Here is a 22,935-nt window from a genome sequence, read left to right on the forward strand (position 1 = left end):
CTTAAATTTTGCGGACCGAGTCTCGCTTAACTATAGTCGGCTGATATTTATAGGTTGTGTCTTCCGAAGGCAGGATCCCTTGCGCGTACTGCAGTGCTAGCTCCGTAGCTTTTGAGGCCATCATTTCGATGGGGTAGCGCAACGTTGTGAGTTTTGGACGACAGTACTTCGCTAACAAGATGTCATCATAACCAATCACTGACACTTCGCGAGGCACATCAAAACCATGGTCGAGTAACATTGCCATTGCGCCGGCTGCCATTGCATCGTTGTAGGCTAATACCGCGGTAAAATCAGCGCCTTTTGACATTAAATTTTGGACCGCTGCTTCACCACCTTCTTGATTGGGCGGTCCATATTCAATGTTAACTTCTGGCAAATCTATATTTGCCGCAGCAAGCGCTTCTTGGATTCCTGCAATGCGATGCAATGGATCATCAATTGGGAAATCACTGGAAATAACAGCAAGCTTGGTATGCCCTTGTCGGATCATATACTCCGCCATTAGGCGTCCCCCCGCTTGATTGTCTAACCACACGCAACGCGAGGCGATTTCAGGGATAAAGCGATTAATAAGCACCATACCCGGTACTTCGCGGGCTAGCTCAATAAGTTGACCATCAGGCAGTGACTTGCTGTGGACTACCATAGCATCACAACGGTGACTCAGCAGCGTTCCTATCGCCTTTTGCTCGTGCTCCAAACCAATGGAGCCACCACTGATAAGAATTTGCGTATCGTGCTTGCGTGCAACTGTTTCTACGCCATGAGCTAACGCGGCAAAAAATGGCTCGTAGAGATCTGCAATAACAACCCCTACCGCGTCACTGCGACTATTTGCTAAAGCTCGTGCATTGGCATTTGGGCGATAATTTAGCTCTTTGATAATAGACTTAACGCGCTCGCGCGTCGCACGACCTACTTTGGGGCCATCGTTCAACACTCGAGAAACCGTTGCTTGCGATACGCCAGCGGCATCTGCGATTTCTTTCATTGTTGCCATAAAACAGCCCCTGCTACTAATTAAAAAGCGACACGCGAACATTATCACGCAAAGCGGATAAATTATGATAAATACGTTTTTTTGTAATTCATAGTTTTTTACATTAAAAAAGTTTGCAAAAACAGGGAAAGCGTATACCCTTATGTAAAGCTTTTGTTAAGTTTAGAACCTCATGTGCCTTACATAGATGTCGGTGAAAACACTCTTGACTTAAGCAAAACGGCCTAAAGCATTGATAAAAATAAGAATAACTGCTGTTTTATGGGTTTGTTAGTTTGATCAGCGAAAGGTTTTTTTTGAATCACAGGGAAACCGCATTCCCTTTCGCCACAAATTAATCTTGGGTACAACGGGACACACTATGAATTCAGAACAACATGTAGTCGTAGAAACTCGCTCAAACAACGCATCTAGCCACCGCGATAAGCGTCGCTCGTTGCACATTGAAACGCAAACTACCTTCGCCGAACTAAGCCCTATCGAACGCTTGGCAATAATTGAAGAATGGCAGGCAGAAAGGGCTAGCACTGGCAACTTTTTGGGCGAGGTTGATTTTATTCGCAGCAAAACCAGCATCCCCGCGCAACAGCAAGACTTGCTCGTTAGTGAGAATCAACACTGGGCAATCTACGTTCCCACCGATAATCGAGCGCCATTTGCGACATTATTAGTGCCTAAAGATGCAGCCAATGCTTTGGATGAGCTTGATCAAGAGCAGCTCGATAGCTTAGCGTGTCTAATTGCTAAGATGTCTACGCGGTATGATAATTTAATGATGTCGTCAGTAGCTTTGTATATTCGTTGGCACACTTCACCAGCAGGTCTACATGCGACACTCGAACCACAGAGTGTCGATTGTGATAGCGCATTTGGCACTATGCGGTTTATTCATACTGACTTTACTGCGGAACAAACAGCCCGTCGTTTATCGAAGTTATCGGACATCCATTTTCGCGACATCTTTAGAATTTAACATCGAGTTAGGGAAAGTAAGCGTGTGGAAGTGACAGGACGCTGAGTTTCATGCTATTTATATGACTTTTAAAGTAGCTGAAGCTCAACGATTAGATGGCAGAAACTTCCACGCTCAACATTACCCAGAACTTAACACATACCCTCGGACTCGCGATTTTGCGTGGCGATTTTGTCGACGCATTGCCGTCGGAGGCTGAAATTTGTGAACGCTTTGGCGTCAGCCGAAGTTCGACGCGAGAAGCGGTTAAGATGCTTTCTGCTAAAGGCCTCATTCGTTCGCGTCCTAAACAAGGGATCCGCATTCAACCAGAACGCAACTGGAATATGTTTGATCCCGACGTATTGAAGTGGACATTAGTCAGTAAACCGACACTGAATTTACTACGTGAGTTTTTTGAGATGCGTTTAGTGACTGATCCACAAGCCGCCGCTTTAGCGGCGCAGCACGCATTACCAGAAAATATCGTGGAGTTGCGTAAGTCGATAGACCGCATGCGAGACGCTGAGTCTGGGTTAGATGACTCGCTAGATGCAGACATTGCTTTCGTGACCGCACTGTTTGAAGCGACCCATAATCGCTTCTTTATACAACTGATTGAATTTACCAGCACGGCATTGCGGGTTACATCGCGATACTCGAATCGGATGCAAGGTGTCAGCTTTTCGAACTTAGCCACGTGTATCGCGGTGTTTGACGCAATCGTACAGAAACAAGCTGACACAGCATTTGAGTTAGTCCAAAACATGCTGACGCAAATGATGGAGACGGTGCTCGCAGACACTTAGTTATTGCGCCCGTCGTAAAGTTTTAACTTAATAACGGGACAATAATGAAACTACGTTACCTTTTCGGTCTTTTTCTTTGCTTGACTTCATGGCCATATTTAGCAATCGATGCAGAAAAAGTGATTCCTCACTTACCTACTGATATTACGCCGGAACTCAGTAATAGAGGCGAGCATCAGGTAGGCGTTAAAACACTATCCGCCGTCAATTTACAACACAGCAATCCACTTGACCCAACTGAAACCGAACGAACATTGGTCTTTGAAATCTGGTACCCAGCAGCAGCCAATACCGCCCCTAACACGAGTTACGAAAATGAGGCCCGTTCCGGCGCGACGTTTAACTTACTGGCAAATGCTGCTCGTGACGTTGCGATAAAGAACGACCAAGATAAATACCCTGTCGTTGTGATCTCTCATGGGTACACCGGCTACCGCACAATCATGTTTCACATTGCTGAACATTTGGCGTCCCACGGATATGTAGTGGTGGGCGTCGATCATACAGATTCAACCAACGCCGATGTGGACTTTACCGTTAACCCTGGCTCGGGATTTTTAAGTACTCTGATGAATCGCGCAACTGACCAACAGTTTGCATTGGAATGGCTCGCTACATCTGAATTCGCGGAACACGTTGATACGAGTAAAAGTGGACTAATCGGTTATTCGATGGGCGGCTTTGGTGCGATTAACACTATTGGTGGTTGTTACGCGTTTACACCTCAACATGTAGCAGCAATTAGTGGCTCTGACGATGAGCAGCAAAACGCGTTATTGACACAAGTGGTCAATCACTGTGCGGCCAAACGCGCCGAAGGCGCTGATGCCAGTTGGCAAGCGGCCGTTCTTATTGCGCCTTGGGGAGGGCAGTTGAAAGTCTATAGTGCTGACTCGATTGCCGCAGTAAAAGTCCCGACATTGTATATCGCCGGCGACTTAGACGATATTTCCGGCTATAGCGGGATCCGCTGGATGTATGAGCAGCACCAAGGAGCTGAAGCGTGGTTATTGACCTATCAAAATGCGCGTCACAATATTGCCCCACATCCTGCACCGCATGCAGCCTCAACCAACGAACTTGATATTGGTCATTACTATGAACCTAGCTGGAATATGGCAACAATAGCGGTAAACAATCAGCACTTTATTTTAGCCATGATGGACTGTCAGATTAAGCAGTCCGCTGACGCGTGCGAATACCTTGCCGTTGAAGGTTCCTCGAATCAAGAAATGATTAACGGCCAATTGAGCGCACCGTGGAAAGGTTTCGACAATCGTTACTCAACAGGCATGATTATGGAGAAAAAAGGGGAGTAACTGCTCTACTGCCCCCTAACGATGCCACCAGCTGCCCAAGTGTGAAGCGCGCGATTAAAACAGGCCCACACAAAGTCCTTGATGTGGTTCACATAGCATAATGTCGGGATGTAACTTAAAGCGCGGTTCGTATTCGTTGTTAACGGCATTGATCACGCGTTGAACATCGTGCTTGGCACACAAGCAAATCACAGCTCCGCCAAAACCACCGCCAGTTTGGCGACATGCACCCTTACCGGCAAGTGCATTCATACAGATATCCACGAGTCCATCGGTGGCCGGAACAGTGATCTCAAAATCGTATTTCAACGATAAATGCGCTTCGTGCATGATTGCGTATAACCTATCGAGTTCGTTTTGCGCTAATGCATTCGCAGCTTGTAGTACTCTATCGTTCTCAGTTATCACATGCTTTGCACGCCGGAAAACCGTATCTGAAAGTTCTTTTTTAACTGCGTTCAACTCATCAAGAGTTGCATGACGCAATGATGATTTTCCCATCACCTTTGCTGCCTGCTCACATGCCAAACGACGCTCGTTGTAATCGCTATCGGCTAATTTGCGGGGATAATTCGAGTTGATGACAAGCAGTGCGAGATCGTCGGGAATAGCAACCGCTCGGGTTGATAAATCCATACAGTCGATTAGCAAAGCCGAATGAAACTGTGCCTCGGCTGATATCAACTGATCCATAATGCCACACTGACAATCTATGAAATTGTTTTCTGCTAATTGACCGGTGCGGGCAATTTGCGCCCCGGTTAATCCCAAGTTGCAACTAAAGTTAAACAAACCACCCACAGCCACTTCGAGTGCAGCCGAACTGGACAATCCGCTACCTTGTGGGACATCACTTGAAATCGCGATATCCATACCGGTAAGGGGAGCACCTGCGTCCATGAGCTCCTTTACAACACCGCGTAGATAGTCTCCCCATGGATACAAGCCGGGATTGATTGGTTCAGCAATATCGAATTGCTCAATGGCTTCTGGATACTGCAATGAGAACGCATTGATGATTGTATCTTCGCGTGGTTTGGCAACTATCAGAGTTTTAAATTGCAGTGCACAGGGCAATACAAAGCCCTCGTTGTAGTCGGTGTGCTCACCAATTAGGTTCACCCTACCTGGAGCAGACACCTTTACTGTTGGCGCGTTACCAAAGTGCTGGGTAAATGCCTGCGCTAGTGCTTCATGTGCCATTATTCTTTCCTTTCCAGATAATGCACTTCACTGCATTGACGTAAGATGTCTGCCGCTAACTCAGGGGTTAAGTCGCGTTGACTTTCAGCCAACATCTCATACCCCACCATGTGCTTTTTCACGCTGGCACTGCGAAGCAGCGGCGGATAAAAATGGGCGTGCAACACCCAGTGCCGTTTTTCGACTAAATCGCTTGGCGCGTTGTGCCACCCCATTGAGTACGGAAAGCTGCAATTGAAAACATTATCGTATTTGGTGGTAAGAAGGCTGACGATTTCAGCAAGCGATTGAGCCTGTTCATCTTTCAGATCATTAAAATCGGCGACGGCATGGCGGCATATGAGTAATGTCTCAAATGGCCACTTAGCCCAATAAGGTACAACTACCACCCAGTCATTATTGAGCGCTACCAGTCGTTCGCGAGCTTCAATTTCACGTTCCGCATACTCAAGCAACATTGCCTCGTTATGTTGCTCAAAATATTCACTCTGATGTCGGTTCTCTCGTTCTATTTCAGTCGAGTAATGCTGATGAGCCCATACTTGGCCATGTGGATGTGGCTGTGAGCAGCCCATGATTTCGCCCTTGTTTTCAAATATGTGGACACAATTGAACTGTTCACTCAACTGTTGATATTGGTCGCGCCAAGTGTCAACAACCGCGAACATTTCGGCAGGTTCTAACTGCGGCAATGAGCGATTGTGATCAGGAGCAAAACATATGACTCGGGCCAGTCCTACCGCAGATTCTTGCGTGAAAAGGTCAGTATTAGGCGTTTCGGCGCTTTGATTACGGGTGAGTGCTGCAAAGTCGTTATCAAACACAAAGGTCGTAGGATATTCGGGATTCGATTCGCCATTCGCTCGAGTATTGCCCGGGCATAAAGGGCAATTGGGATCATGGCTAGGAAGCTTGCCTACCGGTAATTCTTCAACCGCACCAGACCATGGGCGATTGTTGCGGTGTGGTGATACCAACACCCATTCACCCGTGAGTGGATTGCGCCGACGGAATGCAGAATGACTACTCATAGTTAGATTCAGATAATAAATTATTATTTATATGATAATTAAAAAACATAGCATCCAGAAGAGGAATTTAACACAAATAGTTTAACACTCTGATTTATATGGATTTTTTGGGGTGTTGATTTATTAACCTTCCTGCCCTTACGCACTGGCTTGCCTGAATTAAACGCGATTTGTGAATATTTAGTAAGTATATTGTTGCATTTTTCATTGAAACAAGAAAAAATAAAAGTAATTATAATATAAATAAGCTAAGTCTTATTTGAGTATGCGGCATTGCACTGCCAAACATCACAGCGACGAGAACGTTGTAACGTGGACAAAACAGGGGACAACAATGAAAACCAAGCAGAATCCGTTCTTACTTAAGCACACAGCGATCGCCATCGCTGTTGCCGGTGCTATTTCTGCAGCACCAAGTGCTTTAGCTCAACAACCCGCTGGCGCGGATGACTTTGAAGTCATCCAAGTCACAGGCCTTAGAAATAGTATTAAAGCTTCGATGGCTGATAAGAAAACATCGAAGGTAGTTTCTGATGGTATCAAAGCTGAAGATATTGGTAAGTTCCCTGACTTGAACGTTGCCGAATCACTGCAGCGTATTACCGGTGTATCAATCGACCGAGATGGTGGAGAGGGTCAGGCAGTAACCATCCGAGGTTTCGGTCCAGAATTCAACACTGTGTTAGTAAATGGCCGTCAAATTGCTTCTGAAACTCAAGGTCGAGAATTTAACTTTGACTCCGTTTCAGCAGAACAAATTGTTGGTGCGGACGTTTTTAAAACCTCAACAGCCACCATGCAAGAAGGTGGTATTGGGGGCACAGTAAGCCTAATTACTGCTCGCCCTTTCGATTATGAGGGCTTTACGGCCCTAGCTTCAGTCAAAGGTGTCTACGAAAGTTTATCAGAAGAAGTCTCTCCAGCATTTTCCGGCTTAGTGAGCAACACATTCAATGATGGCACCATGGGTGTGCTGTTATCATTAACGCACCAAGAGCGCGATGTACAAATCAATCGGATCCAGACAGCCGGTTGGCGACCAGGCCAAACCATTCAAAATGCTTCTGGCGTTTTGTTTGAAAATGCCTATATACCGCGTAACTGGGATCAAATCGTCGACCAACAAGAGCGCACACGGACTAATGCCAACTTAGTGTTCCAATTCGCACCTTCTGACGATTTAACGATTACAGCCGACGGTTTTGTCAGTAAATTTGAAGTTGACTCACTAGTTACCGACCTGGCGTCTTGGTTCGAACCTGACCGCGTAGGCTCGGGTACGTTAAATCCAGAAACCCGTACTTTGATTCAATTTACTCAAGAGATTGGTAACTTCCCTGTAGGCGGTTCTGGTAATCCTGCGACTGACTTCGTATCAACCACACGTAATTCCCGTGATATTAACAACCATGGCTTTGGTCTGAATGTAGAATGGTTGATAAACGATGTTCTTACTGCAGAATTCGACTTGAATACGTCTGAAGCAGAGAATGATCGCGCAGGTAAAGACCGCTTTAACGTCGTTGGCATTATTAATAATTATGAGTTCGACGGTACCGGTGGTATCCCAACAGTAACTCACGACGGCTTTGGCAATGGTAATTTACCAGATGCGAGCTTATCTCGTCTTCACTACAATGAAAAAGGTAACCAACCTACATTCGAAGACAAAATCACTGAAGCAAAAGCAGACTTCACTTACTTGCCAGATAGCAGCACATTTACGCAGGCACGTTTTGGTGCATACTTACAAGATCGTGAAAAGTCTGCATTCCAAATCTTCGGTAACCAGTGTGCGTTCTGTGGATACGGTACCCCAGCGCCAAATGATGTGATTAACTTCCGTCCGTTCACGGCAGAGAACTTCTTCCCCGGCTTGATTGATACATTCTACACCTACGATGGTGATGCTTATGTTCAGTATCTCGCTGACCAAGGCTTCCCAATCGTACCTACATTGCAAGGCAACGGTTACACGGTGAACGAAGAAATCACTAGCTTGTACATGGATTTCACGTTCGAGTATGACTTAGACGATATGCCAATTATGATTAACATTGGCGCACGTTACTCCGAGACAGATATCGATGTGGAGGCATCACAGTCGTTCTTAACTGATATCATCCCTACGACTGACCTTACCTTATTTAGTAACGTATTTGGTCCAGCTGAGCAAATCGTTGAAGGCGGAAGTTATGCCAACTTATTGCCTTCTGTAAACGTGAAATTTGAGCTGACTGATGACATGGTGTTGCGTTTTGCTGTATACGATTCATTAACGCGCCCAACTGTTAGTCAACTATCACCCGCAACTACATTTAATGAGCCACGTCGTCAGAACTTGACAGCTCAAGGCGGTAACCCAACCTTGAAGCCATTCACTTCTGAAAACTGGGATATCTCATACGAGTGGTATTACGCTGATACTAGCTTATTCTCATTCGCGGTGTTCAATAAGGAAGTTCAAGACTTCATTATTTCTTTGACGGGTGAAGAGCTATATACCTTATCAGACCGCGAAGGTCAGCCAGGTGCTCGCTGTAATCCAACTAACTCAGCGCAGTGTGATGTTGACCCAAGCACTCTAGCCACTGAACTCGTTGGTTTGCAAGAGACTTATCTAGTTACACGTCCTCAGAACAGCGAATCAGCTCGTGTTACCGGTTACGAAATTGCATGGACCCACGCCTGGGAAAATGGTTTCGGTATCCAAGCTAACGCAACAATCGTAGACAGCGACATTGAAGTTAACGCAGATGAGAACCTAACCTTTGCGCTACCAGGCCTAGGTGACTCACAAAACTTGATCTTGTTCTACGAGAAAGACAACTTCCAAGCGCGGATAGCGTACAACAATCGTGAAGCATTCCTACGTCAAATCGACAACGGTTTTAACGGCGAACCTGTTAACACTGAAAGCTTTGGCCAATGGGATATCAGTGCCAGTTATGACATTGACGAAACCTTCACAGTTTTCTTCGAAGGTATCAATATTACTGAAGAAGAACTGGTTCAAACTGGCCGCTTTGCTGACCAAACGTACTCAATTGAGGACAACGGTTCACGCTTTGCGCTAGGTGTACGTGCGAAGTTCTAGAACTCCCGTTCTGTACTAGGTCGAAAGGTCTAGTGTGTACCCGTGGCGGCATTTATTGCCGCCACCTTTTAAGCTAAATAGCGGACATAAAAGCCTATCGATAAGACGCGTTTACATTCTAACTAACTACTTTTATCGTTATGTTTTCTTCTTCTGTTTTCGAGCAATAACATGAGTAATACAATCCGACGCATTGCAATTATCGGTGGCGGAACAGCCGGGTGGCTGGCTGCAGCGGTTATCGCTGCGCAACACAAACAAGCAACTACAGTAGATAAAACACTGACTATCACTCTGGTTGAATCAAGTGATATTCCTACCGTTGGCGTTGGCGAGGGCACTTGGCCGACCATGAAAAACACCTTACGAGATATCGGTATCAAAGAGGCAGACTTATTTCGTCACTGTCATGCCGTATTTAAACAAGGTGGAAAGTTTGTCGAATGGGTAAAAGGTAATGAAGATTTTTACTACCACCCGTTTACCGTGCCAATGGGCTATGGCCGCATGGATTTAGCGCCTTATGTCGACAATATTGAAGACTACGCAGTGCAGACAAACTTTCAGCACCATGTATGTGAAGCAGGCTTAGCGCCACGCACTATTTCAGAGGCTGAGTATTCCGGCCAATGTAATTATGCTTATCACCTCGATGCGGGTGAATTTGCTGAGTTACTCAAGCACCACTGCAAAACAATGCTAGGTGTAACCCAAATTATTGGCACTGTAGAGCAAATTAATCGGGCAGAGAATGGCAATATTGCTAGCGTAACCTTGGGCGACCAGCAAGAAATTGAAGCCGACCTATTTATCGATTGCACCGGCTTTAAATCGCTTTTACTGGGTGAAGAACTCGGTGTGCCATGGGTTAGCGCTGACCAGTACTTATTTAATGATTCGGCACTTGCCTGCCATGTGCCCTATGAGTCTGCAAGCGACCCCATTGCCTCGCATACTATTGCCACCGCGCAGAATGCGGGTTGGATTTGGGATATTGGTTTAACTCATCGGCGTGGAGTTGGCCACGTATACAGTAGCAAGTTCTTAAACGATGACGAGGCCGAAGCTAACTTGCGTCGTTACATAGGCGAGACAAGTCACGATATTAGTGTACGCAAGATTGGCTTTAAGTCAGGCCATCGCGAATGGTTTTGGGAGAAGAACTGCGTGGCGATCGGGATGGCGGCAGGTTTCGTTGAACCGCTAGAAGCAACTGCAATTATGCTGGTAGAAATGTCTTCGCGTTTTGTCGCAGAGAACTTACCGCCAGATACCACCATTATGACCACTATTGCAAAACGCTTTAACAAGCAAATGCAATATCGCTGGACCCGAATCATCGACTTCTTGAAGTTGCATTACATGCTAACGCAACGTTCAGAACCCTACTGGCAAGCACACATACAGCCAGAATCCATTCCTGAATCTCTGCGTGAAGATTTATCCGTATGGGGATTTCGTGGGCCAACCCAAGCGGATTTCGACAGCGCAATTGAATTATTTCCTGCGGCAAGTTATCAATATGTCTTGTATGGAATGGGCTTTAAGCCAAATTTCAATTTACAACCGCACTTATACGCGCAACGCCAACAAGCAGAGCTTATTATGCAGCGCAACCAGCAGGTCACCCAGCAGATGTTGGATCAGTTGCCTGCTCACCGCGACTACATTGAGCAATGGCTCGCCGCTAACTAATTCAGGAAATCATTTTACTCATGGCTACTTTAACCGAACTAACCAGCGCCCAACACAAAGACTTACACATCGTGCCGGATGCTGTAATGCAACAAATTAGCAAGCAACACATGATGAATGTGCATGCCACAGAGATCGCCAACGCGGCTACTTGCTTTCCAGTATTTATCTCGCGCAATAGCATCAATGGACGCTTGTCAATTTCAGCATTGACTAACCTAGTTGCCGGTCACAATCTGTATGTTTCAAACGGCCACTGGGATCCCGTATTTCGTCCCATTGGTCTCCAAACCCTACCGCTGTATCTAATGCAACGCCCAGAAGATCCAAATCAATTTACAGTGGGTTTTGATAGTTCTAGCGAATGCTTTGCAACCTCTGGCGGCGAACCACTGTTTACCGAGGATGGCAAAGCCACCAGTCTGCTGATGGAAAAGAGCAAATTACTGGAGAGCGAGCTAAACATGGTGCGTCAAACCCACGGATTCCTGCAGGCGATGGAAAAACACAACTTACTCAAATCAGTTGACCTGCAAGTGAAGTACGACAATGAACGAGTAAATGTAATCCAAGGGCTTTACACGATTAATGAAGATCAACTTCAGACAATGAATACAGAACAATTTGAGGAATTGCGCAAAGCCGGTTATTTAATGCCGATTCACGCACTTCTGATGTCACTGTATCAAGTCAATGTGTTGGTTAATCGTTTTAATGCTCATTCGCTGACTGAGAAAATTTCCGAGGTAAAAATCGAAGTCAGTAAAAACTTAACTAATAATTAGTAGAGCTCTATGACCAGTCAGACAATACAAATCGGCGTTTTTCTCTTTGTGACCATTCTGATTGGTCTTCTTACCTACTTGCACTGTCGCGGTAAGGGCGATCGGAAATCCAATCAAAACAAAGAGTACTTTTTGGCCGGTGGTGGTTTGGCTTGGTATTTTGTAGCAGGCTCAATAACACTAACTAACTTAAGTACTGATCAATTAGTTGGTATGAATGGCAATCAAATGGCGCTATTAGCGCTATGGGAATTATCAGCTGTTGTTGGTTTGATTGTTCTAGCCAAAGTCTTTTTACCCGTTTATTACCGCTACGAGTGCACTACTACCACCGAGTTGCTTGAAATGCGATACAACAATAAGCACATTCGAGCGATTATCTCTTTATTGTTCTTCCTTGGTAGTGCGCTAATATTCTGCCCAGCAGTGATTTACTCTGGCTCGCTGTTTATGAAGAACATGTTTAACGTCGAAATCCCACTAATGACCATTGCAGCTGCCTTTGCAATAGTTGGCGCAATGTATGCGGTATTCGGAGGACTGCGCGCGGTAGCGGTAAGTGATACTTACTCAGGTGTGTTGCTACTCGCAATGGCGATTTTGGTTGTGTTTCTAGCATTAAATGCAATTGATTATGACTTCAGCGGTATTCCACAAGAGCGCTTAACCTTAATCGGCGACAATGACTCTCCAATCCCATGGCACACATTGCTTACTGGTATGATATTTATCCAGATGTTCTATTGGGGTACCAATCAGGTTATTACGCAACGGGCAATGGCCGCGCCCAATATTGGTGAAGCACAAAAAGGTGTGTTTGCAGCGGCCGGAATACGTTTGCTTATTGTTCCGGCGATAATTGTTATTCCGGGTATTGTTTCATACAAGCTTTATGGCGATATCGGCGATGCAGCGTACGGCACGATTGTTTTTGACTTACTCCCCGATTGGCTACGCGGTATTTTCGCTGCGGCAATGGCTGCAGCGGTGTTGACCACCTTCAACAGTAACCTAAACTCGGCGACTGCGTTGTACGTCTGCGACGTTCACGAGTCCTATATAAATGACAATCCTAACGTGCCTGTATTGAGTGGCTTTGTAACTATTCTAATTACGGTATTGTCTTTGATTTTGGTACAGGTTTATGCCCAAGCAGAGAGCATTATTAACCTGATCCAGCAACTCTATGGTCTTCTCAGCATGCCGATTTTATCAGTGTTTATCTTGGGACTTGTGTTTAAAAACGTGCATGCGCACGCAGGCATCTTCTCAGTGATATTTGGCGTAGCCTTATATGCACTATTGAGCTTTGAAGGGTCACCCATACATGCGCCATTCGGTTTACACTTTATCCACTTGATGTTTATCACGCTTATCAGCTGTGTGAGTTTGTCATTGCTGTTGAACTGGCTGGTTTACAAGCAGGTTCCAGTATTTACCTTAGCCGCGTTAAAAGGCCCCGAGCCAAGTTAACCTTTACAGATTCGCAGTGAAGTTCCCGCACCAAGTGCGGGATGACGCTCGGCGCGGGGGGGGGGTAATAAAATTCTACTTTGCACTCGCGGCCGCTTCTACAGCGCGCTTATCATGCACAACCTTCAAGGCTTGCTCACCGTCAGTTGTTGTCGCGTTGTTAAGAATCGCAATCGCTTCAGTGACCGTGAGTCCAGGGTTAACTGCAAACATTTTTGCGGCGATATTAGCAACCTGAGGTGCGGCCATTGACGTACCCGATAGGTGCAACTCTTTACCACTAGGCACTCGACCTAAAACTTCAAACCCATTGGCATACACATCAATAGATTGGCCAAAGGAAGTGAAGCCGGCAGGGTTGAGCGCTTGGTCAACAGCGCCGACCGTAATCAAATTATCCAGATTTAATCCCGCAGGGACCGACTGAACGAATTCAACATTCTCATCTTCATTACCCGCACCGGCAATAAATAGAACATCTGGCGCTGCAGCAAAGGCTTCGGTAAGCCCAACGCTTAGTTGTTCAAATATCTTCGCTGCCCGAGCTTGCGCAACAGCGGGATCTGTCTCAGTACCCGTTGCGACCAACATTCCTTCAATCATGGGGCGAGTTAAACGCCAGCTCATATTGGCAACTTTTACCCCATTTTCCTGCATAAACTGTGTTGCTTGCTTTGCCGCATCGACTAACTTCGCGACGTACGCTTCATCCATAGGTTGGGTCGGGATCGGATCATCTGGCCATGACATTCGAATATTCATTAATTTTACTGAAGTCAGATTCTGAGCAGCTATATCTGCGACATGCTGACCGTGAATGTAACTTCCCAAAACCGTCAAGCGCTCTTGAAAGTCCAATACCTCCTCGCGCTTCAGTGCAGCCATTGCTTGTTGAGCGCGACCGGCTTCATCACTGTTTATACCGCTTTGTAAATCTTGAATGCCTTTTAGTAGATCCAGCATGTCGTCCAACTCATCGACATACTTATTCGCTTTTGGAAGCAAGCTTACTGGTTCCAATTCATAGTCATAGCCAAACGCTAACCCATACTGATATTCGCCGGCTTTAGCGTCAGTGTTTACCCACATACGGTCACCTTGTAGGGCAGAGTCAACGCCTGTATCCCAAATTGCTACGATAACTTCGCTGCCATTGTCTACTTGAGAGGCTCGCTGTGACCATAGGTCAACTTGCTCAATAGTAGGTAGGGCCTCAAGCACGGCGGTGATTTCACTAATGATAGGCCCCTTTATTTGCTCTAGTGTAATGAGGCTTATACGGGAACTTAAAATTGCTGTAGCCAGATTAGCAGGTACATTATTTCCCATATTGGCGGCTACGGGGTCCATTTGACTTTCAAAAGAACCTAACAGTAAGTCGGTGCTGACAATTTTCATTGTGCCCAAAAGTTGCTCCAAGTTATCCCGAGCAATCTCAACATCGATATCATTCAGGCGTTCCGCAAACGCCACTGTAAAGGCCTGCTCAAATGAAATCGCATCATTCGCTGCACTCTGTTGCATGGCTATCGCAACCGGGTCAGAAGTAATACCTTGGGATTCTCTGGCAGCCGCTTTTTCTTCTAGCGCTTGAATCATGGGGGTGTAAGATAATGCTTCTTCCCATCGCGCGTAATGCATGGCAATCGTGCGCTGCAGTGATAATAGTTCCTTCTGGGTTGTCGCATCTTCTATGGTGTAGTTGTCACTTAGATCAGTAGCATAGTCCTCGAGCTGACGTACCATATCCTCCAATCCCGCACCGCCCTCGCGTACCATTACACTGGGCTTGTCTAATAATTGAATAGTTACACGTGGTATGTCTGCTTCGCTACGGATAACCTGCTTGGTACTCGCCTCTTCAGCCAGTGCATCACTGCAATATCCAATACAAGCTGCAGCTACAAAACCGATAAGAATTCGCATATTCACTCCTTTAGTATTTAACGAATTGTCTCTTCAATGGCTTTAGTCTTATGGCATGGAGATTTATTACAAAAAAGTTTAAATTTTAGAATAGGCCCGACACAAGAATGCACCTTGTGAGTTGTGTCTTCGCCAAAGTTATCGATGCCGAGTAACGCTGAATAGTGTGTCTGAATTGAATTGTTGTTGCGCTGCAAAAGCGCCTAAATCTACCGCAGTGAGTCTCCCACCGAGTGCGCAGCCTGTATCAATGAATAAAGAGTCACCTTTGAATTGTGGTCGCTCAAATATGGTGTGACCGTGCACAGTAAAATCAATGCCGCTTATTGCTGAAATGGTTTGAAATGTGCCGCCAGCACGCTTTCTAGACCACATTAACAAGCCATAAAAATCATCTGGATAGCTCTGCTCAACCCTATACCAGTTTGATTCATCATAACCTGCGTGTGTAATACCAAACCTTGTGCCGCAAACAGTAGCCACTTCAACTATGTAATAACATTGCTCTGAGAGTTTACGGCAAACTTGCGTTAACTCAGCATCATCAACTGCGTGGGTCCAATATCCATCTTCGGCGAGCCAATACTTGAGAAACTTTTTCGACAAAGCAATGGGTCCATTCACATGTTCACAGAGCAGGTGCTCATGGTTACCCGCCACTATATGAAAATAAGGTTTGTCTAACACAAACTCTAAGGTAGCTAAGCTTTGTTTGCCGCGGTCAGCGAGATCCCCAACAAAAACCAACTGGTCAGTACTGGTGTCAAACTTCACCAGCGCCAATAATTCCTTGAGTTCATCTAGACACCCGTGTACATCTCCAACCGCGAAAATTCGGCCGTGCTCAGATTGATTGACTACCTTGAATCGGTTGAAAAGCATCGCTTAAACAAACTTTTTAATATGCATAATAAACAAAAAAGCCAATCTAAATCGATTGGCTTCTTCAACTAGTAACTAGATTTAGTGGTTGTTAAGCGTTGCGACTCTTGCGACGAAAACCAACTAAGGCTAAACCCAATGCAAACAAACCGAGTAGTGCAGGTTCATCCACTGATACGCCTGGAGGATCATGCGCCCAAACACTGAAATGAGACAGACGTTGACCACCGAAAATAGTGCTTGAATCCCACGTACCTTCAAATGAATAGGCCGTATCACCAAGGCTAATATTTAAACCGGAATCGATAAGATCGTAGAAGTTGAAATCATAAACAGCCCAACCACTAGTGGAACTACCGCTATTTGGCCCTTTCATTACGAATGCAAGGTGGTCAAATACTGTTGGACGACCCAGCGCGTTTGTTGCAAAAGGGATTGCCGATGGGTCAACAGACAATGACCATGTGCCATTCATCGAAAACTGCATATTGATAACTTGGCCAATGTTGTAACCATTAATTGAGTCATACTCAAAGTTCAATTGCACATCGTTATCTTCGATATCATCGACACCGCCAAGACGAATCCAACCTGGATCGGTAAAGTCGTCGTCACCATCCAAGTCCACTAAGGAGTCATTTGGATTCGTTAAAAAGTAATCACCGGGGATAAAATACCCGTCTTTGTTCAACTCGCCATTTAACAAGCCTTCACCGAGTAAACCATTATTTGGATTAGGTGAATTACCCCAGTCATTGTGCGGGTTGGTCACATAACCCAAACATTTTGTTGAATCGATCGGATAGGACATACCAGTTACGGCATCGCCACCCGGATTGGTTTCGATAACCGTAATTTGGACTGTGGACGGATCACACAAACCGTTGCTCGTTACCATCGTCGCGTAGCTTGAGAAGCTAGCTGTCGTTATGGCAATCGAAAATAAAATTTTCTTAATATTCACTGTAGTTTCCTTTCTTCTAGCGATATACGCGTTCGCTGCATTTTTTGCAGTACAAAGTTCTTACGCTGTACATTGCAATAATCGGGCCCACTTTTACAACCGTATAAATTTCATACAGTTAGTGAGTTGTAGCTAATTCGACGCAGGTAAAGTGTAAAAAAAACTGACGTTAATATTAGCAATATTCGAATTATTAGTAAAAGCAAGGGCCTTTGCATACGAAGGCCCTTGCTGAACAATTAACTCATTTGTTGCAGTCGTAATTTAAGTTGGCTGTACTTTCGATAGCCAAATACAATTACCACAAATAGCACTAGACCAATACCTAAGCTTCCGCCCGAACCATTTGCATAGGTTGCTCTTGGTTGATCAAACATCGGTTTATCAGCATCAACCCGAGTGTTACTCAATGGGTTGTTGGCACGGTTTTCTCTCGCACGCTGCTCGCGCGCAATGCGCTCACTGTTGCGGCGATCAATGCCCAATGCATCAAATACATCGTCTTCTACCACCAGCATCGAGGTATAATCGGTAACCAAGCCATACTCAACGGCCAGATCTACAATGGCATCTTGGCGGTCAGCATCTTGACCATAGTCTTGTTGCTGTTGCAAAAGTGTCTCTATCTGGCTAAACGCCCATAACCGCTCCAATTCGGGGAACTGCTCACCGTGACTGGGAATATCAAAGCGGCTTGAATAGCTTACTTGCTCTGTACCGCGCTTGGCGTTTAACTCAACGGCAAGTTCACCTTCTCCCCAGTAGTGTCCGAATAATACTAATTGTTGACCGCGATATAGCGAACCGATTTCCACAGGTTGCACATCGGCCACTTTAACACCTGAGAATTCTACCTTGATATCGCGTAGCGATTGATGATTAACCTTACTAGCGGCATTAAGTAATACGCCGCCAATATCATCGCTATTCGATACGTGAATTGCGAAACCATTGCTCATGCGAGTCAAGCTAGTAAGCAATGGTGTGTTTGCTCCATTACCCATAATAAACGTAAACAAGCGAACGTCGCTTTTGTTCATCAAGGATAAAAAGCTCTGTTGCTGCGTTTCACCAACATTGGCTACTCCGTCCGTGACTAACCAAATTGCGCTAGTGCGATCACTGTCCAGCTCATTCATTGCCTTATCTAAAGCAGCATATAAATTCGTACCACCACCCGGTTGCTGCAACTCAAGACTGCGCATAAGCGCTTCCAGTTCACTGGGAATTGCCGGTGTGAAATCACTACCTATCACAGTCGCTCGATCACTAAACACAATGACTTTTACGCGATCGTTGGGTGAGAATTTTTGAAAACCCTCTCGCACTCCTTGCAGCAGCGTTTGGTATTTACCCTCCATAGAGCCCGAATAGTCGAGTACAACGATCCAATCGCGGCCTTGATTTAACGCCTCAAGATCATTCCCCGGTGTCATAGTCATCATAAACGTTCCGCGCTTTTGACCTTCCGCGCGATAGGTCATCATGTCAACACTGCCGGGCAGGTCTGAAGCTAAGCGCCAATAAACCATGATGTCTTGATCAAGGCTAAATGGCTGACGTCCTTCCGTTACCGGATCACGATTGGACATACTCACACTCCATTGTTTAGCAGTCGTTTGTGAAATGTATGCTTGCGGATGCGCAGGTAATCTAAATTCATCCACTGGATAGCTGCTGTTTAACGCAAAGTTAAACTCAAAATCTTGCTGAACCACTTCGTTAGCAGTCCAAAACGCCTTCTGTACCTCATCGGTACCTCCAGACTCCAATGGATAAACAAATCTGGCGATGCCGTGATCGACATTTACTGGCTGGATATAGACTAATTTAATTCTGACATCTTGGCCGGGTTGAACTTGGCTAACGCTAATCTGAAAATCAATAAATGTGTTTTTCTCAACCAGCGCAGCGTTTCTACCTTGCGCCTTTTGATCTTCATACACTTGCCTAGCTTCCTTTCGCTCTAGCACTTCGGCGTGCACCGGGGTGCCATTTATCCAGTAGGTAAATTCTCCAACACTGGCTTGTTCTGGTACTGGGAAAGAATAGATCGCCTCCAGAGGAGCGGTGTGAGGATTGCTAAACACTTGTTCAATTTCTATCACTGCGAAACTGTGGTCTGCGGTAACTTCTACATTGTGACTCTTGATATCCAAGCTCTCTGAGCTACCAATAGGCGTTAACAGCCCCGCGGCTTGTGAGACTTGAGCAAACAAAGAGGTAGTTAAAAACAATAAAAAAGTTTTAATTCGGAACATTATTTATCTCCTATAAAACAGTGTTCGATTTGAAATATTGAACACCGTTCGATAAAAGTCAAGAAAAATAAAACAGTGTTCAATTATTTTTTGTGTAACTATTGACCAACTCATTTTTTGGGGCTAATCTAAAAAAACACTGTTCAATAAGCATTTGGAAAACGCCTGAAATGGGTAGAAGAAACGACCATAACCCTGAAGAATTCAACGAACTCGTTCTGACGCAGGTAGAAGAATTTCTAACTCACCTACCAGCTTCGCAGCTGAGCCTGCGCAAAGTTGCCAAGATGATTGGCTATGCACCTAGCACTCTGATCCATACCTATAAAAATTGGTCGATGCTACTGCTTAAAGTCAACGCTCGTACACTAGACAGGTTGATGGCAACACTAACACCTCTGGAACAAAAATTTACGGATCCGGAACAGCGTTTATACGCAATCGCCGAAGCCTATTGTGCTTTTGCCTGCAAACAGCCGCACCTTTGGACCCTAGTCTTTGAACACAAATTACCTGCCGGTATGGATATTCCGGATTGGATGCAACACCGGATCAATCAATTATTCAGCCTTGTGGCTAATTGCCTTACCGGTATGAACAGCCAAGTGAACGCTGAGCAAACACTGTTATCAGCTAATACCTTATGGGCTAGCGTTCACGGGATCACGCTTTTGGCTCTGGATGACAAGCTGTCATTGAACACCAACACCAACCCAAATGAGATGCTTGTTGACTTGCTCGACAACTACTTACTGGCGTGGAAAAGTGCACAGGGAGAAAAACGATGAGCTCTCAATTTGAATTACTTACCACTCGACGTTTTTTACCTTTTTTCCTGACGCAGGCCTTAGGTGCATTTAACGATAATATTTTTAAAAACTCACTGATGCTGCTGATGGCGTTTACCGCTGCCAGTAATCTCCCCATGTCCACAGACATTTTGATGAATTTAGCGGCAGGCCTATTTATTTTGCCGTTTTTTCTGTTTTCAGCCAGTGCCGGAGAACTGGCCGACAACATGGAAAAATCACGTATCATTCGCTGGGTGAAGCTAGCTGAAATCCTACTGATGTCGTTTGCTGCGATTGCCTTTTACTACGAGCTGTACATGGTGTTATTAGGCTTGTTGTTTTTGATGGGTACGCAGTCTGCCTTTTTTGGGCCAGTGAAATACGCCATTTTGCCATCGCTCGTAAATGAGGAAGAATTGATAGGCGCCAACGCGCTGGTTGAAATGGGCACTTTCGTGGCAATCTTACTCGGCACAATCGGCGCCGGCCTACTTATGGGCTTGGAACAAACGCTGTTCGCCGTATCCTGTGTGCTCGTTGGCACTTCCATTGCTGGATATTTATCTGCGCGCAAAGTGCCCGCAGTCCCAATGGAGAACGAAGCAAAACCTTATAAATGGCAGCCGGTTCGACAAACCAAGCAAGCCATGCGTATTTGTTTTGAACAACGCCCTATTTATCTTTCTATCTTAGCCATCAGCTGGTTTTGGTTTCTCGGTGCGGGTTATCTCACGCAGTTTCCAAACTTCGCAAAGAATTCACTCGGCGGCGACAGCTCAGTTGTCACAGTCTTATTGTGTGCATTTACCATCGGCGTGGCTGTCGGTTCAATGCTGTGCGAGCGCTTGTCTGGGCACAAGATCGAGCTAGGAATAGTGCCTATTGGCTCTATTGGTCTAACAGTATTTGGCATTGATTTATACTTTGCTACACCGGCCAATGTAGGTGATCAAATCCTTGCTGCAGGGGCCTTCTTTGAACAAGCCTATGCTTGGCGTGTATTAATTGATTTATCCCTAATTGGCATTTTTGGTGGTTTCTTTATCGTACCGTTATATGCGTTGTTGCAACAACGTGCCAAGCCACAAGAGCGCGCTCGCGTTATCAGTGCGAACAACATATTCAATGCCTTATTTATGGTGGGCAGTGCATTTTCAGGCATCGTGCTACTTGGTGTAATGGAGCTTTCGATCCCTGAGTATTTCCTAGTGCTGGCCGTGTTTAATGCGGTCGTCGCGGTGTACGTTTATAGCCAGATGCCCGAATTCGTGTTGCGCTTTGTTATTTGGATGTTGGGCCACAGTATGTATCGCGTCACTCATGAAGATTTAAACAACATTCCCGATGAAGGTGCCGCGTTGATTGTGTGTAATCACGTGAGCTATGTTGATGCCATGTTGCTTGCTGGGGCTTGTCGGCGTCCAATCCGCTTTGTTATGGATGAAGGGATCTTTAAAAATCCGGCTTTAGGTTGGTTGTTCAAACTTGCCAAAACCATTCCAATTTGCGCCAAAGCGAAAAACGAAGAAACCTTTGAAAACGCATTTAAACAAATTAAAGCCGAGCTCGACGACGGTAACGTAGTGTGTATCTTCCCAGAAGGTAAATTGACGCGCAGCGGTGATATTAATCCGTTTAAAAAAGGCGTAGAGAGGATCCTTGAAGAAACGCCAGTGCCCGTTGTACCTATGGCGATTCAAGGCTTATGGGGCTCGTTCTTTAGTCACCACGGCAGCGGTATTTTCAAATCCGGCAAACGTTTTTGGTCGAAGGTGAAAATAGTGGCTTCCGAGCCAGTTGCAGCGACTTCAGCTAATGCTGAAATGTTGCAAGACAAGGTCCAGCAGTTACGTGGAGAATACCAATGAAGAACTAGATGAATTCCGGTATGCAAGTGAGTAAATACTAAACCAATCCTGTTACCCCAGCGTAAACGTTAGTGATCTCAAGCAAGGTAATAATTATGCTAAATGAACTGGCGCCCCCCCAGGACGATTATCACTGCGAGAACTACAAGCTCCGCTTGATTGGCTACAAACGTTGGCTACGCTACCAACACTGTTATCGATGCCAAAAGGCGACGGTCGCCCAGTATTGTTAGCTCCAGGCTTTATGGCTGATAAATGGTCGATGCGGCCTTTGAAAGGATTTCTCAATAAATTAGGTTACGAAGCTTACGACTGGAATTTGGGCAGAAATAACGGCGATGTGGATGAAGATATCGTTCGTTTAGGCAGACAAACACTCGAACTGAGCTCAGCCTTAGACAAGCCCATCACGCTTATTGGGTGGAGCCTTGGCGGCGTTCTGTGTAGGGAAGTTGCTCGACTGTTTCCCGACGTAGTAAGAGAAGTTATTACAATGGGCACTCCTGTTACTGGAGGGCCCAAATAAACGGCACCGGGGAAGCGCTATGCAGCGCGGAAAAATATCAACATGGATGAGCTGGAGTTAGAAATTGCCGAGCGTAACGCTATCGGTTTTTCACAACCGATAACCGTATTGTTTAGTAAGCTTGATGGTATTGTTAGCTGGAAAGCTGCGCTTGATATCTATAACAAACAAGCCCGCCATGTTGAGATAGATGGCACGCATTTAGGGATTGGTTTTCACTGTGATTCATGGCGCGCAATCGGCTACACACTAGCAGGCCAGCCGGAACGACTGACCTTTGCAGAGCTAGAAGATTTACTCGTAGAGTAAAAGGAAGGCCCCGTAAGTTAAGCGGCATCCCAGCAAAAAAG

At 45.6% G+C, this 22,935-nt stretch carries 18 protein-coding genes; 11 read left to right on the top strand and 7 right to left on the bottom strand.

The genetic code is table 11. The features are described 5' to 3' along the window. Position 1: 1 nt before the first annotated feature. Positions 2–1,003 carry a substrate-binding domain-containing protein gene (locus QTP81_RS01185; protein ID WP_289363130.1) on the bottom strand — a complete coding sequence of 334 codons (1,002 nt, stop codon included), beginning with the start codon at positions 1,001–1,003 and terminating at the stop codon, positions 2–4. A 361-nt stretch (positions 1,004–1,364) separates the two neighbouring features. Between QTP81_RS01185 and QTP81_RS01190 the strand changes: the two genes are divergently transcribed. The 3 genes from QTP81_RS01190 (at position 1,365) to QTP81_RS01200 (ending at position 4,083) form a co-directional block, all read left to right on the top strand. Next, on the top strand, positions 1,365–1,976 hold the full coding sequence (locus QTP81_RS01190) for a hypothetical protein (protein ID WP_289363132.1): 612 nt from the start codon (positions 1,365–1,367) through the stop codon (positions 1,974–1,976). Between the two features lie 95 nt (positions 1,977–2,071). Further along, entirely contained in the window at positions 2,072–2,764 is a 693-nt protein-coding gene (locus QTP81_RS01195) for a FadR/GntR family transcriptional regulator (protein ID WP_289363133.1), read from the top strand. 44 nt (positions 2,765–2,808) lie between these two features. Further along, the gene (locus QTP81_RS01200) at positions 2,809–4,083 is read left to right on the top strand and encodes an alpha/beta hydrolase family protein (RefSeq protein WP_289363134.1); all 1,275 of its coding nucleotides are present in this window, start codon (positions 2,809–2,811) and stop codon (positions 4,081–4,083) included. Between the two features lie 54 nt (positions 4,084–4,137). Here QTP81_RS01200 and galK read toward each other — a convergent pair whose 3' ends face one another. Both galK and QTP81_RS01210 read right to left on the bottom strand, forming a co-directional pair. Further along, complete coding sequence (gene galK / locus QTP81_RS01205; protein WP_289363135.1) at positions 4,138–5,286, bottom strand: galactokinase; 1,149 nt, start codon at positions 5,284–5,286, stop codon at positions 4,138–4,140. Further along, entirely contained in the window at positions 5,286–6,317 is a 1,032-nt protein-coding gene (locus tag QTP81_RS01210) for a UDP-glucose--hexose-1-phosphate uridylyltransferase (protein ID WP_289363137.1), read from the bottom strand. Before QTP81_RS01210 ends, galK begins: the two co-directional genes overlap by 1 nt. A gap of 334 nt (positions 6,318–6,651) precedes the next feature. On the opposite strand from QTP81_RS01210, the gene QTP81_RS01215 reads away from it, so the two are divergent. The 4 genes from QTP81_RS01215 (at position 6,652) to QTP81_RS01230 (ending at position 13,367) form a co-directional block, all read left to right on the top strand. Then, entirely contained in the window at positions 6,652–9,414 is a 2,763-nt protein-coding gene (locus QTP81_RS01215; protein ID WP_289363139.1) for a TonB-dependent receptor, read from the top strand. 171 nt (positions 9,415–9,585) lie between these two features. Then, on the top strand, positions 9,586–11,109 hold the full coding sequence (locus tag QTP81_RS01220) for a tryptophan halogenase family protein (protein ID WP_289363140.1): 1,524 nt from the start codon (positions 9,586–9,588) through the stop codon (positions 11,107–11,109). A gap of 20 nt (positions 11,110–11,129) precedes the next feature. Next, on the top strand, positions 11,130–11,894 hold the full coding sequence (locus QTP81_RS01225) for a SapC family protein (protein WP_289363141.1): 765 nt from the start codon (positions 11,130–11,132) through the stop codon (positions 11,892–11,894). A gap of 9 nt (positions 11,895–11,903) precedes the next feature. Beyond that, on the top strand, positions 11,904–13,367 hold the full coding sequence (locus QTP81_RS01230) for an SLC5 family protein (protein WP_289363142.1): 1,464 nt from the start codon (positions 11,904–11,906) through the stop codon (positions 13,365–13,367). Between the two features lie 75 nt (positions 13,368–13,442). On the opposite strand, the gene QTP81_RS01235 is transcribed toward QTP81_RS01230, so the two are convergent. From QTP81_RS01235 to QTP81_RS01250, 4 genes are all read right to left on the bottom strand, one after another. Continuing rightward, positions 13,443–15,293 (bottom strand): S8 family serine peptidase, encoded by a 1,851-nt coding sequence (locus QTP81_RS01235; protein ID WP_289363143.1) that lies wholly within the window; start codon positions 15,291–15,293, stop codon positions 13,443–13,445. Positions 15,294–15,431: 138 nt separating this feature from the next. Next, entirely contained in the window at positions 15,432–16,175 is a 744-nt protein-coding gene (locus tag QTP81_RS01240) for a metallophosphoesterase (RefSeq protein ID WP_289363144.1), read from the bottom strand. 91 nt (positions 16,176–16,266) lie between these two features. Continuing rightward, positions 16,267–17,139: a hypothetical protein gene (locus QTP81_RS01245; protein WP_289363146.1), complete on the bottom strand. Its 873-nt coding sequence runs from the start codon at positions 17,137–17,139 to the stop codon at positions 16,267–16,269. A 239-nt stretch (positions 17,140–17,378) separates the two neighbouring features. Beyond that, the gene (locus QTP81_RS01250) at positions 17,379–19,400 is read right to left on the bottom strand and encodes a VIT and vWA domain-containing protein (RefSeq protein WP_289363147.1); all 2,022 of its coding nucleotides are present in this window, start codon (positions 19,398–19,400) and stop codon (positions 17,379–17,381) included. Between the two features lie 170 nt (positions 19,401–19,570). Between QTP81_RS01250 and QTP81_RS01255 the strand changes: the two genes are divergently transcribed. The 4 genes from QTP81_RS01255 to QTP81_RS01270 all read left to right on the top strand — a co-directional run bounded on the left by QTP81_RS01255 (position 19,571) and on the right by QTP81_RS01270 (position 22,894). After that, entirely contained in the window at positions 19,571–20,188 is a 618-nt protein-coding gene (locus QTP81_RS01255; RefSeq protein ID WP_289363148.1) for a TetR-like C-terminal domain-containing protein, read from the top strand. After that, entirely contained in the window at positions 20,185–22,059 is a 1,875-nt protein-coding gene (locus tag QTP81_RS01260; RefSeq protein WP_289363149.1) for an MFS transporter, read from the top strand. The genes QTP81_RS01255 and QTP81_RS01260 overlap by 4 nt, the downstream gene beginning before the upstream one ends. Positions 22,060–22,231: 172 nt before the next feature. Then, positions 22,232–22,585, top strand: coding sequence for an esterase/lipase family protein (locus QTP81_RS01265; RefSeq protein WP_289363150.1), 354 nt, complete (start codon positions 22,232–22,234; stop codon positions 22,583–22,585). A gap of 42 nt (positions 22,586–22,627) precedes the next feature. Next, positions 22,628–22,894, top strand: a complete 267-nt coding sequence (locus tag QTP81_RS01270; protein ID WP_289363151.1) for a hypothetical protein — start codon at positions 22,628–22,630, stop codon at positions 22,892–22,894. The last annotated feature ends 41 nt before the right edge of the window (positions 22,895–22,935 follow it).

Source organism: Neoalteromonas arenosi, from assembly GCF_030362855.1.
Lineage (GTDB): Bacteria > Pseudomonadota > Gammaproteobacteria > Enterobacterales > Alteromonadaceae > Alteromonas_E > Alteromonas_E arenosi.

Bases quoted from the DNA above. Each gene is read 5' to 3' on its own strand.
- QTP81_RS01185 (WP_289363130.1), bottom strand. From the start codon at position 1,003: ATGGCAACAATGAAAGAAATCGCAGATGCCGCTGGCGTATCGCAAGCA.
- QTP81_RS01190 (WP_289363132.1), top strand. From the start codon at position 1,365: ATGAATTCAGAACAACATGTAGTCGTAGAAACTCGCTCAAACAACGCA.
- QTP81_RS01195 (WP_289363133.1), top strand. From the start codon at position 2,072: ATGGCAGAAACTTCCACGCTCAACATTACCCAGAACTTAACACATACC.
- QTP81_RS01200 (WP_289363134.1), top strand. From the start codon at position 2,809: ATGAAACTACGTTACCTTTTCGGTCTTTTTCTTTGCTTGACTTCATGG.
- galK (WP_289363135.1), bottom strand. From the start codon at position 5,286: ATGGCACATGAAGCACTAGCGCAGGCATTTACCCAGCACTTTGGTAAC.
- QTP81_RS01210 (WP_289363137.1), bottom strand. From the start codon at position 6,317: ATGAGTAGTCATTCTGCATTCCGTCGGCGCAATCCACTCACGGGTGAA.
- QTP81_RS01215 (WP_289363139.1), top strand. From the start codon at position 6,652: ATGAAAACCAAGCAGAATCCGTTCTTACTTAAGCACACAGCGATCGCC.
- QTP81_RS01220 (WP_289363140.1), top strand. From the start codon at position 9,586: ATGAGTAATACAATCCGACGCATTGCAATTATCGGTGGCGGAACAGCC.
- QTP81_RS01225 (WP_289363141.1), top strand. From the start codon at position 11,130: ATGGCTACTTTAACCGAACTAACCAGCGCCCAACACAAAGACTTACAC.
- QTP81_RS01230 (WP_289363142.1), top strand. From the start codon at position 11,904: ATGACCAGTCAGACAATACAAATCGGCGTTTTTCTCTTTGTGACCATT.
- QTP81_RS01235 (WP_289363143.1), bottom strand. From the start codon at position 15,293: ATGCGAATTCTTATCGGTTTTGTAGCTGCAGCTTGTATTGGATATTGC.
- QTP81_RS01240 (WP_289363144.1), bottom strand. From the start codon at position 16,175: ATGCTTTTCAACCGATTCAAGGTAGTCAATCAATCTGAGCACGGCCGA.
- QTP81_RS01250 (WP_289363147.1), bottom strand. From the start codon at position 19,400: ATGTTCCGAATTAAAACTTTTTTATTGTTTTTAACTACCTCTTTGTTT.
- QTP81_RS01255 (WP_289363148.1), top strand. From the start codon at position 19,571: ATGGGTAGAAGAAACGACCATAACCCTGAAGAATTCAACGAACTCGTT.
- QTP81_RS01260 (WP_289363149.1), top strand. From the start codon at position 20,185: ATGAGCTCTCAATTTGAATTACTTACCACTCGACGTTTTTTACCTTTT.
- QTP81_RS01270 (WP_289363151.1), top strand. From the start codon at position 22,628: ATGGATGAGCTGGAGTTAGAAATTGCCGAGCGTAACGCTATCGGTTTT.